At 36.1% G+C, this 12415-nt stretch carries 17 protein-coding genes; all 17 read right to left on the minus strand.

Annotated elements, in window-relative coordinates:
- Positions 1–156: 156 nt before the first annotated feature.
- Entirely contained in the window at positions 157–2160 is a 2004-nt protein-coding gene (locus MTQ00_RS07480; protein ID WP_273648307.1) for an alpha/beta hydrolase family protein, read from the minus strand.
- Positions 2161–2318: 158 nt separating this feature from the next.
- Positions 2319–2777: a DoxX family protein gene (locus tag MTQ00_RS07485; protein ID WP_273648308.1), complete on the minus strand. Its 459-nt coding sequence runs from the start codon at positions 2775–2777 to the stop codon at positions 2319–2321.
- A 111-nt stretch (positions 2778–2888) separates the two neighbouring features.
- Complete coding sequence (locus MTQ00_RS07490; protein WP_273648309.1) at positions 2889–3329, minus strand: SRPBCC family protein; 441 nt, start codon at positions 3327–3329, stop codon at positions 2889–2891.
- A gap of 35 nt (positions 3330–3364) precedes the next feature.
- Positions 3365–3793 carry an SRPBCC domain-containing protein gene (locus MTQ00_RS07495; RefSeq protein WP_172278817.1) on the minus strand — a complete coding sequence of 143 codons (429 nt, stop codon included), beginning with the start codon at positions 3791–3793 and terminating at the stop codon, positions 3365–3367.
- A 46-nt stretch (positions 3794–3839) separates the two neighbouring features.
- Complete coding sequence (locus tag MTQ00_RS07500) at positions 3840–4673, minus strand: SDR family oxidoreductase (RefSeq protein WP_273648310.1); 834 nt, start codon at positions 4671–4673, stop codon at positions 3840–3842.
- A gap of 46 nt (positions 4674–4719) precedes the next feature.
- Entirely contained in the window at positions 4720–5577 is an 858-nt protein-coding gene (locus MTQ00_RS07505; RefSeq protein ID WP_273648311.1) for a VOC family protein, read from the minus strand.
- A gap of 218 nt (positions 5578–5795) precedes the next feature.
- Positions 5796–6041, minus strand: a complete 246-nt coding sequence (locus MTQ00_RS07510; protein ID WP_273648312.1) for a DNA-directed RNA polymerase subunit alpha C-terminal domain-containing protein — start codon at positions 6039–6041, stop codon at positions 5796–5798.
- 32 nt (positions 6042–6073) lie between these two features.
- Entirely contained in the window at positions 6074–6487 is a 414-nt protein-coding gene (locus tag MTQ00_RS07515; RefSeq protein WP_172278824.1) for an SRPBCC family protein, read from the minus strand.
- A 78-nt stretch (positions 6488–6565) separates the two neighbouring features.
- Entirely contained in the window at positions 6566–6997 is a 432-nt protein-coding gene (locus MTQ00_RS07520) for a VOC family protein (protein WP_273648313.1), read from the minus strand.
- Positions 6998–7106: 109 nt separating this feature from the next.
- The gene (locus tag MTQ00_RS07525) at positions 7107–7883 is read right to left on the minus strand and encodes an alpha/beta fold hydrolase (protein WP_273648314.1); all 777 of its coding nucleotides are present in this window, start codon (positions 7881–7883) and stop codon (positions 7107–7109) included.
- A gap of 3 nt (positions 7884–7886) precedes the next feature.
- Positions 7887–8411, minus strand: coding sequence for a DinB family protein (locus MTQ00_RS07530; RefSeq protein ID WP_273648315.1), 525 nt, complete (start codon positions 8409–8411; stop codon positions 7887–7889).
- Between the two features lie 65 nt (positions 8412–8476).
- Positions 8477–8938 (minus strand): hypothetical protein, encoded by a 462-nt coding sequence (locus tag MTQ00_RS07535; protein ID WP_273648316.1) that lies wholly within the window; start codon positions 8936–8938, stop codon positions 8477–8479.
- A 23-nt stretch (positions 8939–8961) separates the two neighbouring features.
- Positions 8962–9372: a VOC family protein gene (locus MTQ00_RS07540; protein ID WP_172278836.1), complete on the minus strand. Its 411-nt coding sequence runs from the start codon at positions 9370–9372 to the stop codon at positions 8962–8964.
- Between the two features lie 77 nt (positions 9373–9449).
- Positions 9450–10040, minus strand: coding sequence for a Crp/Fnr family transcriptional regulator (locus tag MTQ00_RS07545; RefSeq protein ID WP_273648317.1), 591 nt, complete (start codon positions 10038–10040; stop codon positions 9450–9452).
- A gap of 142 nt (positions 10041–10182) precedes the next feature.
- Positions 10183–11394: a DUF763 domain-containing protein gene (locus MTQ00_RS07550; protein ID WP_273648318.1), complete on the minus strand. Its 1212-nt coding sequence runs from the start codon at positions 11392–11394 to the stop codon at positions 10183–10185.
- A 236-nt stretch (positions 11395–11630) separates the two neighbouring features.
- Positions 11631–12026 (minus strand): glyoxalase superfamily protein, encoded by a 396-nt coding sequence (locus MTQ00_RS07555; RefSeq protein WP_273648319.1) that lies wholly within the window; start codon positions 12024–12026, stop codon positions 11631–11633.
- Positions 12027–12040: 14 nt separating this feature from the next.
- Positions 12041–12388 carry a VOC family protein gene (locus MTQ00_RS07560; RefSeq protein ID WP_273648320.1) on the minus strand — a complete coding sequence of 116 codons (348 nt, stop codon included), beginning with the start codon at positions 12386–12388 and terminating at the stop codon, positions 12041–12043.
- Positions 12389–12415 lie beyond the last annotated feature (27 nt).

The raw sequence follows: 12415 nt of genomic DNA on the forward strand, positions 1-12415 counted from the left end.
TCAAATATTCACTTTTCTTTTGCTAATCATATTTTGACTCATAGATCTTAATAAACATGGTTCATTTTACACTTCTATACTTTTTATCCTGAGCAAAAGAAAAGGACGGAGCTAAAATATACTCCGTCCTCTTATAAAAGTTTATCTATGTTGTAATTATTTATTAAAATTCTCAGCAAAAAATCCCAGCATATACTTGTATAGTTCCAATCTGTTGGGTTCTTTTCCAAAGCCATGTCCTTCATCATATTTTACCAGGTAAGGAATTTCATATCCTTTTGCACGAAGTGCTTTCACGATCTGATCAGATTCATTGATATTTACTCTTGGATCATTCGCTCCCTGAACTACAAAAAGAGGCTTTTTAATTCTATCAATCTGAAAAACGGGAGATACTTCTTTTGCAATTTTTGCTTCCTCCGGATTGTCCAGATCATACCATATCTGTTTTACCATTTCTTTATATGGCTTCCAATACTCCGGAAATGAGTCAAAGAATGTAAAGATGTTTGAAACTCCAACATAATCCACTCCGCAGGTATACAGGTCGGGTGTTTTTATCAATCCCATCAAAGTAGCGTATCCTCCGTGGCTTCCTCCATAGATGGCTATCTTATCTTTATCTGCCCATCCCTGCTCTATGACATATTTTACTCCATCTTCTACATCATCCATTGCTTTTCTGCCGATTTGCTTATAGCCTGCTTTCTGAAATCCTTTTCCATAACCACCCGAAATCCTGAAATTAACCTGTAAAGTAGCATACCCGCGGCTCGCGAAAAGCTGTGTTTCAGGATTGAAGCCCCATTCATCACGGATTCCCTGCGGACCTCCATGAGGATTCACAATTAAAGGAACCTTTTTTCCTTCTATGGCAGCTTTCGGTAGTGTTATATATCCGTGAATCGTCAGTCCATCTCTGCTTTTAAACTGTATAGGACGCATTTCAGCCATATCTTCCTGCTTCAGCTGAGGCATAAGATCATAAAGAAGGGTTGTCTTTTTCGTCTTTGGATCATATTCATAATAGGTCCCGTACAATTTATCACTGCTCACAATAACCAAAAGTTTGTTATCATTATCATCTGAGGAAACGACATAAAACTGTTTATCTCCAAATTCTGATGTCAATTGAGCATGAACATTTTTATAAAATGCACTCACGGGAATCGTTTCATTTTTATCTCCGGTATAGCTAATGTAATCCAGCTCATAATTCCTGTTCTTACCTGCAATGCTTATTGAGCTTACATCAAAAACAGGGTTAGAATAAACTTCTTTTATTACGGAATTTTTTTTCAGGTCATACAATACGATTTTTGCCTTATCACTATCAAGGTTAGAAACAACATAAGCATCATCTTTATTTTCTGAATGGTCATTAAATCCAATAATAGTAAAAGTATCGGACCAGTCGGTTTTCTTGATCAGATTAAACTTGCCGGTCTGTGTGTCTTTATAATAAGTATGAGTAGTCAAACCGTTAACCAGGATTGTATAGCCTCTTAAATTACCTTCTTTATCAAAGATATAATCATCTATAGGGTTCTTAGGATCTTTATTTTCATACAACTGAACCATATCTCCTGTCACGAAATTAATCTTATAAGGTTCAAAGATCTGTTTGTTGTTTTTATTCATGGTAACTACCACGAAATCCGTATCTTTTATTAATTTAACCATACCTAGTGTTACTCCTTCAAAAGGGGTAAGGTCTTTCAGATTACCTCCATCAAGATCTGCAGCATACAAATGAATATTTTCATTTCCTCCTTTATCCTGGGTAAAGAACAGTCGGTTTTTATTCAGCCATCCATAGCTCTTGATCAGATCTTCCTTCTCCTCAATAGCTTTCGTAACTTTTCCAGTTTTTAAGTTCTTTACATAAACATGATTCTTGCTATCCTTGTCTTTTTCTTTATAGGATAGGAAATTGCCATCGGGAGAAATTTTAAATTGTGACGCTTTTGGCCTTGCAAAATAATCCTCTACTTTGTACTTAAATGTTCCTTTATCATAGGAGATAAGCTTATCAAGGTTCGCTTTGGCAGTTGGCAGGGTGGCATCACCCGGTAATTTGGCAGTTGTGTTTTGTGCATTGATCATAATTGTAGACATCGCAACCTGAACGGTTATTATAATTTTGGTTTTCAGTTTCATGACTTGGATTGATTTGAATTAAAAACATTAGCAAAAAAAGATGCTCTATAAATTAGACGTTTATATAACGCAAATGTTACATTTTTTCTCTCTTTTATGTGAAAAAAAATAACGAAGACTGACTTATCTCCGTTATTTTTTATAATTACACTATATTTTTAATTTAAATAAATTCCAAAATACCATGTCCAGGCAATCAGTATGATCTGCATGGGAAGCCTTTCTTTGTATAAATAAGACATTCCCGGCCCCGTATAATCACCTTTGAAAAGATTAACTTTTTTTCTTGAGGAATTAATATTGGCAATAAAAACCAATACATAAAATATAATCAGCAAAATTGCCGTAGTTTCACGTAACGATGGTATCATCAAACCGATGCCGGCAGCAATTTCAATAATTCCCGTAGCGTATACCCAGAACATTTTAGCAGGTATAAAATCAGGAATCATCATTGCCATTCCCTTTTGGAATTTAAAATGAGCAAAGCCGGTAAACAGGATAAAAACAGCCATTCCCAGATTTCCGGAAAAAAGAAAGTTCCATTGTCCCTGAAACAGCTTTGTCCCGACCAAAGCTATAATAAACGTAACGAAAAGAATAGATAATAGTTTCATTTTTTTAAGGTACTACAGATTCAAAATTTATTTCTGTATAGTTACATAAAAATAAAACAAAAATCCTCTATATTCATCCTAACCTGTTTGGGGAAACTATTTAATTCATAATTAATTTTTCTCTGCAAGATTTTTTACAACTTCCAGTCCTTTTGTAAAACCCATATTTAAATGGTCTTTCCAGCTTTTCTCAACCTGGACTTCAGCATGGAGTTTGGTTTTTCCATCAAAATCAATAAGGATGTATTTTTCAAAGGAGCCACTCCATTCTTTTACTTCCTTACTCTCTGTGTCTTCCACTCCACCTTTCACCATGCCCAGATGTTTAAATATAACCTCATGCGGCTCATTGAGACTATCAATAGTAGATACCATTCCCTCATTATTAGGATCCAGGAAATACGTTTTTCCACCGACTTTCCAGTCAGATTTCATGTGAGATCCCGGACTGAAAAACTGAGTCCATTCAGTGTAGGTTTCTTTTCCCCATAAAATATCCCAGACCTTTTGTAAGGGAGCATTAATAACGATTTCGTATGATAAAGTTTCCATATTATATTTTTAGGTGATTTTAGTAGATCATAAAATTACAGCTGATTCTGGGAAAGATTTTTTATAATCTCCAGGGCTTTAGGAAATTTCTCTTCAAAAAACCCTTTAAATTCTTCAGGAGTCTGAATTTCACATTTTAAAGATGTTCCTTCATCGGTCTCTTTCAGGAAATAGGACTCTGTTGCCTCCCCCCATTCCTGAGGAGCTTCAACTCCGGCAACAATTTCTCCAAGGTGAAGAAACCGTATTTCTTTATTAGGTACATTTTTTTCCACCTTACTAAACATTCCATTATTATTGGGATCGAGGAACTTTACAATGCTTCCTTCTTCAAGATTTCCCTGATAAAATGATCCCTCAGCAAAAACTGCTGTCCATTGTCTGTAGGTTATTTCACCCCAAAGTACACTCCATATTTTTTCAGGAGTTGCATTGATTTGTATTTCGTACGATAATTTTTCCATGTTATATATAATATTTAAGTGATTGTTCTAAAATTGGCAGCATTCATTAACCTCCTACAAAATCCCCTCCGTTGATATGAATGATTTCTCCGGTAATAAAACTTGAATCTTCAGAAGCCAGAAAAACATAAGCCGGTGCAACTTCAGAAGGCTGTCCAGCCCTTTTCAGGGGATTATCTTTACCGAATGTAGAAAGGTCATCAAATGTTTCTTTTACCAGCGGTGTCCAGATGGGTCCCGGAGCGACTCCATTAACCAAAATTTTCCGGTCTGCAAGATTGGTTGCCAATGACCGTACAAATGTTGCAATAGCTCCTTTTGTTGCAGAATAATCAATCAGGTGATCACTTCCACGGTAAGCAGTGACGGACGTGGTACAAATAATTCTTGCTCCGCTTTCCATGACTGATAGAAAATCCCTCGTCAAAGCAATCATTGAAATAATATTTACATTAAAGGTCTCAAGGATCTGCTGGTCGGATATTTTCTCAATATCATCTTTAGGAAATTGTATTCCGGCATTATTGACGAGAATATCAGGGGTCTTCCACTCCTTTTTTACCTTTTCAATACATTTAGTTCTGAAAGTTTTTTTGGAAACATCACCCTTGAGTAAAATACATGACCGTCCTTCTTTTTCTACCAGCTTTAAAGTTTCGCGGGCATCTTTATCACTTTCTTTGTAAATAATGATTACATCCGCTCCTTCTCTTGCAAAATGCACCGCTACCGCTTGTCCTATTCCGCTATCTCCACCCGAAATCACGGCTTTCTTATTCAGAAGTTTTTTACTTCCCAAATAGTTTTCACGAATGATCTCGGGAAACATGCCCTCTTTGGGTACTTTAGATTTGGATTGTGATTTGTTCTGTGTTTTCATATGCCGATCTTTTATAAACAGCATCAAACAACAAGCCGAAAACACTTTATGATTTATAAGCCGCTTCTAAATTTTCTATAATAATTTTCTGCATTCGCATCATGGCCTGCACTACTTTTTGAGCTTTACCCTGATCGGAATCATTCATTAATTCGATCAGTCTTTTGGGTACTATTTGCCAGCTGACACCATATTTATCTTTTAACCATCCACACATACTTTCTCTTCCACCTCCTGAAATCAAGGTTTTCCATAAATGATCAGTCTCCTGTTGATCGTCGGTCATAATCACCATAGAAATCCCTTCATTGAAATCAAATTTATGATCATAAGAAGAGTCCATACAGTACAAGCTGTATCCATCTATTTTAAAGCTGGCATGTTGTACGTTTTCGGGATTTTCATTGGATTCACCTCCATCTTTATATTTCATGACATTTACAATGTTTGAATTGGGAAAAGTATGGGTATAAAATTCCATTGCTTCCATTGCTTTACCATTATTATCATGCATGAACATTAATGTCGGCACCACCTTCTGATCACCATCCTTTTCGCCGAAAAGCAATTGCCAGTTCACCCCATAACGGTCACTCAACCATCCGAATTTTTTACTCCATGGATAAGAATCCAGTGCCATTAAAGCAGAACCACCGTCAATAAGATGATCCCAATATCTTTGTACTTCATCTTCTGTTTCGCAGATTACCATGAAAGAGATGGAAGGATTTTTTTCAAATTGAGGGCCACCATTAAGCAGCATCAACTTTTGCCCGAATAATTCTACATTCATTACAACTGGTGTATCTGCTGTAATTCGTCCATTAAATACTTTGCTGTAAAATTCTGCAGCCTCTTTAGCCTCTCCGTCGCACCAAAGGCACGGAAAAATATCGTTATTCATAATTAATTTTTTTAGGGTGATTGATATTGTTTTATTTTGTAGTAATGGATATGCTGTTCTCTTACCGAACTAAAACCAATTCCTTATTTCGATATCACTTTTAACAGCCAACTGCATATCGATGACGTTATAGTCTAATGAAAATATACCTTTATAAAAAAGTTCATTCCTTATTCAGATTGAAAATATGAACCGCATGCGAAAGAACTGACAAGCTATTATTCTTTAAACTCTTTAAAGTAAATTTGATGCTCGTGCATATAAATCTTAAGCTTTTTTAAAGTGTTCTTTCCAAACCCATGAAGCTGCAGGATTTCCTCCTCAGAATAATCTGATAATTTTTCCAGGGAATCAATTTTCTCTTTTTCTAAGGCACGTCTTGCAGGCATGGAAAGAACGCCTTGCAGAAAAGTTCCGGGAACAACATGATTAACAGCACAAATGGAACTTAAACATTTTGCCATTATGACTAAATTGATCATGATTGTTAAGAAATTTAATGATTTTCAACATATTTATGGAAATTATCGAGGATCGCATACCAGCCATCCCTTTGCATTTCCACAGAATTTTGTTTTTCAGGATCAAAAATTTCGGTAACCTTTGTTGTATTTGCATCAATACTGTCAAAAATCACTTCCACATTTCTGCCATCTTCCAAATGATACTTGATCCTCTGATTCGGAATAACCACATCATAAGTACCTTCAAAATCGAATCCGAAACTTTTATCTTTGGCTTCCATTCTGTTTTTGAACTTGCCTCCTACTCTCAGATCATTTTCAGAACTTGGGCATTGCCAGCTTTCATGAGCAAAGTTCCATTTTGTAATATGGTTGGGAGTATTAAAATAATCCCAAACTTTTTCAACTGGAGCTAAAATGGTAATGTCTATTTTAATGGGTTCCATAGTTATATTTTTGTGATTGTTGTAAAAACAGGGCAACCAACTTACAGCTGCCCTTAGATAATGAAGTTAAATATAGGATTATTTTGCCGATTCATCATTATAGTTCACCATCCAATGAACACCATATTTATCCTGGAAACTTCCAAAATAATCTCCCCAAAACTGGTCTTCTATAGGCATTTCTATATTTCCACCTTCAGACAAACCTTTAAAAAGACGGTCTGCCTCTTCCCTTGATTCAGGAAATATGGAAACATAATTGTTGTTTCCTACGGTAAGTGTTTGTCCGAATCCGGGAACAATATCTGATGCCATTAAAAGGTCGTCACCGATAGGTAACGCAATATGCATTACTCTGTTTTTTTCTTCCTCAGAAAGGTTTTCCGTTCCCGGAGCGTTGCCCATCTTATGAACTTCTCCTCTGAACTCTCCCCCGAAAACTGATTTATAAAAATTGAAAGCTTCTTCTGCTGTACCGTTAAAATTAAGGTACGGATTTAATTTTGCCATGATGTTTGGTTTTTAAAGTTATAATTATGTTTATATTGTAAAAGAGATCATTACTAACAGATGAAGCAACCGTTTTGTCAGAATGATTGACTTCAATTGATGTTAAAGTTTAATGATTTAAAAATTTGACTACTTCGTTCACAGTCAAATCGATGAGCTTACTATCGGTTTTACCCTCAAAATCAGTCATCATATAAGAACCGTGAGTGGCAGGAAGGATCATAAGCTGAGAATAAGGAACCAACCTCCACATTTCGACAACATGTTCAGGTCTTATTACATCGCGGTCTCCCGAGATAAAAAGAGTCGGCGATTCAATAGATTTCAAAACTTTCTCATCCCAGTCTTCAAAAGACTGCATTCTCTTGCTATCCTTCTGAAACATATTTTCCAACTTTGAGAAGTCAGGATTTAATTCCAGAAAATTGATCTTTAAAGGTTCAGGCATTGAGTCTAAAGTGACTTCGGACATGGAATCGAAAAAGCCCTCTATCATTCCGCTTCTTTTAAAAAACGCAGAAGCTACAATGAGTTTATCCACCAAACCGGGATGATGATGAGCGATTTGCATTACTGTACTTCCTCCGTTACTAAAACCCCAGAATGAAGCTTTTCCTATTTTCAGTTCTTTTAGCAGTTGAGCTACATCATGAGCGTCCTGGTCAAATGTTTCAGGAATATCCCGGTGTTCACTCATTCCGTGATTTTGGAGATCAATTCCTATTAACTGAAACTGAGATTCAAGCCTGGAAATAATTTCCTTGTAATCAAATAAAATTGAAGAACCCCCGCCATGGATTAAAACCAAAGGTTTTCCTTCTCCATATACTTCATAATACATCTGAATTCCATTGACTTTTTTATAGCCTTTCTCTTTAAGATCCATGGGTTAGTATTTTAAATTTTCATCGGTAGTATAACTCATTCCCGGGTATCCTAAAATCTTCCTCATCAATCCCATTTGTCCGCACAGATAATCTTCCCGGCCTATACACATTCCCGTAAAATTGAGTTTTGTTTCTGAGTAAAAAGAAATATTCATCCCTATTTCAAAAATCTCATCCAATTGTTCATCTGTTGCCTCTAATAGTTTTTGATAAACCTTTGGTGAAATATGGTGAAAGCTTTCTTTTAATTGAGCAATGCTAGGATAGCTGAAATTTTCATCCAATGCTTTTCCCTGAAAGAAAAGGTCTGTGTATGGATCTTCTTTCTGAAGACCTAAAACTGATCCCAGTCCATAGCGCATATTAAGAAAATTACCTGCCATCCAGACAATGTGATTCGTTTTACCGTCAATTCTTTTCATTGCATCTTCCTCTGAAATGCCCTCTAAAACATTTAAAAAGCTTTGTGAGTGCATCCTGTAGGCAGGAATCACAATTTCTAATTTTTTTGATTTTGGTGTATCCATAACGATATGGTTTTAATTTTTAATCTTTAAAGGTCTGCTGTAAAACATGTTTTTAAAGTATATTATTACTTGATAGCTCCCGGCTTTCCGAGAATTCTCCGAAGATAACCGAACTGGCCACTGTGATAAATCTCATGAAGACATAATGTAGCTATATCGTTAACCTGATCAGGGTTGATTCTTTCTAGGTGGCTGATTTTTTGTATCAGCCGGTCCTGGGTTTCATCCAGATAGGATTTTAATGTTTCAAAATCCGCAAATTCATCTTTTCTTTGTAAAGGAATCTCTCCCCTGTTATAGCAAGAATATTTCTCTTCATCCCATACTGATTCTCCTCCCAGAACATTAATAAATGCATTTCGTATATAGATTAAATGTCCTAAAATCCAGTTCATACAGTTGGCATCACCATTGGGAAAAACCATCGCTTCTTCGTTGCTGATGCCATCGATATTCATCAGAATCACTTTATAGTTACTAAGAACCTGTAGATTGATGATTTCAATGTCGTTTGATTTCGATTCCATAATAGGTATTTTTGGGAATTAAACTATTCCGTTGGTAATTTGGACATATCTGCAAACATTACTTCCCACTGATGTCCGTTCAGATCGGCAAAAGCACATTGGTACATCCATCCATGGTCCTGAGGCTCACTGTATTTGGATCCTCCATTGGCAAGCGCTGTCTGAACCATTTGATCTACTTCTTCCCTGCTGTTAACACCTATAGCAAGAAGTACCTGAGTGGTATCGCCTTTTGCAACAGGTCTGTCTGTAAAGGTTTTTAGAAACTCTTCCATTAAGAACATGACATAAATATTGTCTTCTTTCATGATCACACAAACAGCTTTTTCATCTGAAAACTGCTCGTTGATTTCAAAACCAAGCTTCGTCCAGAATGCTCTTGTATCTTCAACGCTTTTTACCGGAAGATTTACGTAAATTTGATTGACTTTCATTTTTTGTAATTTTAGTGTTAAACTTTTAACCAAAATTACCAAGTCGATATCAGAATCATCTTGCCTTATGGCAAGATTTAATTTTTCTTTGGATGGGAAACTAATTCTTTACGGATTCTGCTTAAAGAAGTGTCTGTTACTCCAAGATAAGAAGCAATCTGCTTTAAAGGAGCATACTGAATCACCTGGCATTTCTCCTCCAGGAGATTAAGATATCTTCTGGTAGCAGATAAGGTAAACATTTCTACAGAACGCTGCTTATAAGCAAAGAGCTGCTGGGACATCCACGATCTCCCCCATTCCCTCAGGTTGGGAATTTTATGAAACAGGTTCTGAAAAGTATCATAATCCAGTTTCCAGCATTCACAATCAGTAATGCAGATGATATTCTCCTGAGAGGGAATTCGTTGGAAAAGAGATAATACTTCTATGATAATTTCATTCTCCGTAAAAAAATGAGTGGTTACTTCATTCCCGTTAAAATCATTAACAAAGGATCTTGCAAGCCCTTTATCTAAAATATAATATTCATTAGCCATTTTTCCTTCTTCAAGAATAAAATCTCCTTTCTGAAAACTTATTTTTTCATGCGCCTGAAAGATCTCATCGAGCTCTTCGTGCATAAAAAAAGGGAAATCATATGAAATTTCTAAGGACTTACTGCTCATAAGATGAATATTTTTTAGATTCTAAAATTAAAATTTTTATCGGAACTGAATCAAAAAAGTTGTTGAAAATGTAAATAGCCCGAAATCAAATCACTTTCTGCCTACATTATAAATAATTTCACCTGATATGGTGATTGCCTTCTCAAAACAAAGAAAGCTGAATATCATTAGGTTTGATTGGCTTTTTAGCATCTCCGAAAACAGTTTTCCCTCCAAATCTCCAGGAATTCTGCCTTTCTTCTTCTATAACCTGCTGAATATCAAAATCTGGTGTGAAATCTTTTTCCGTTGTTGCTATTACCTGATGCAGCTTATTTAATGTCTTAAGTTTATCTGAATTTCCCAGCTTAGATTTTTCAATACCTTTTCGAAGGATATCGATGCTCTGGTCATATACTTTCGTAGGAACAGGAAACGGATGTCCGTCTTTTCCGCCATGTGCAAAAGAAAATCTGGCCGGATCCGAAAATCTTGACGGTGCCCCATGAATCACCTCACTTACCAAAGCCAAAGATTGCATCGTCCTTGGTCCCACCCCTTCCAGCATTAAAAGATCTTCAAAATTTTGAGGCTGCTGTTCACGGGTAACATATAAAAGAGCCCCCAGTCTTTTTAAATCTACGTCAGAAGCGCGGACATCGTGATAATCAGGGAGAATCAGACGGGAAAAATCGTTCATAATCTCTGCGGAATCCGTATGAGAAATCTCGAGAATTCCTTTTCTGTTTTCTGAAGCCTGCGCATCGGTAAGGTTAAGAATTTTTCCTCTATGAACACCATTTATTCCCGTATGCGGTTCTTCAATAAACGATTTTATATTTTCCGAATGCCAATGATAGCGCCTTGCCGTTCCATCGGATTCATGCATTCCCTGCTGAACAACACTCCAGCTTCCATTGTCTGCCAGGATAAAATTATGCAGGTATAACTGATACCCATCATGAATTGCTGTATTATCCACTTTCGCAGAGAGCTTGCTCGCCTTTACCAGCTCAGTACCGTTCAGGCCTGTTTTATCAGCAATCTGAAGAAGTTCCGAAGGAGTTTCTCTTGAAAATTTCCCTTTTCCCCCACAGATATAAAGCCCCAGTGATTGTGAATTCGGATTAATAGAGCGTTTTAAAGCTCCCATTACAGAGGTTGTAATGCCTGATGAATGCCAATCCATTCCCATAACGGCTCCAAAACTCTGAAACCAAAACGGATCGGCCAGTCTTCTCAAAACCTCATCATTACCATAATCCATCAAAATTACTTCAATGATGGACAATCCAAGAGTAGACATACGCTCATACAGCCATGGCGGTACTTTGCCATAGTGTAAAGGGAGATCTGCTGTTCCTGAACGTTTCATTTAAGGTGTAAAGTTAGAGGTTATTTAATAAGGTTTTAATGATTTGAATCATTATTTTTTACATGACACTAATGTTTAGGACGAGTTTAATAAATAAGATTTGGCTAAAGCCATTGGACAGTTTTGTTGAAAACGGACTGAATCCCGCTTTTAATAATATTAAAAAATATTCCTCCCTTACGCTTAATCTTTTAATCTTTTAATCTTTTAATCCTTTCACACTTACCATTACTTTATCAAATAAACTCCACTTCCTTATGTTTCTTTGCATCAAATTTCTCATTAAAAATTATTTTATTTCCGAAAGGATCATTAACTGTGAAAGATACTGCATCATAAAATGTTTTTTCCAACCCCGGCCTGTTGTATTTGTATTTCTTATCAATCAGTTCTTTATGATAATCTGCCACGTCTTCACCCCAGATAAAAACACTGCTTCCAGGACTTGCATCTCCGTGATGTTCACTTAAATGAAAGATCATGTTTTCCTTCTTTACTTCCAGATAAACAGGGGTATTTTCTTCGAAACGATGTTCCCATACAATTTCAAAACCAAGCCAATCAATGTAAAATTCTATGGTTTTATTATAATCAAAAATTCTGAGGACCGGTATTACTTGTTCTGCTCTCATGTTTGTTAATTAAATTATTCGTGTGAAAGGATATTAATTAATTTTCCAAAGGGATCTCTGACAAAAAATCTACGAACACCCCATTCCTCATCTGTAAGGTCATAGGTTATCTCAAAGCCTGAATCTTTCATGTTTTTATAGATAGCCTCTACGTCATCAACTTCAATAGACAAATCAGGAACCGGCGTGTCATTTCCTCCCTGCATTGCAAAACTGATCTGAACCTTTGATTCTTCATTGCTTCCGAATGTTTTGATCCATCCGTGATTCATTATTATTTCCAGACCTAAAATACCATGATAGAAATGATCTGCCATGGACAAGTCTTCTGCCTTAATGTTAGCTACAATTCTTTTTACCATATTTTTGAAGTTCTTATCAATAAAAAA

This window comes from Chryseobacterium sp. B21-037 (assembly GCF_028570785.1).
GTDB lineage: Bacteria > Bacteroidota > Bacteroidia > Flavobacteriales > Weeksellaceae > Chryseobacterium > Chryseobacterium proteolyticum.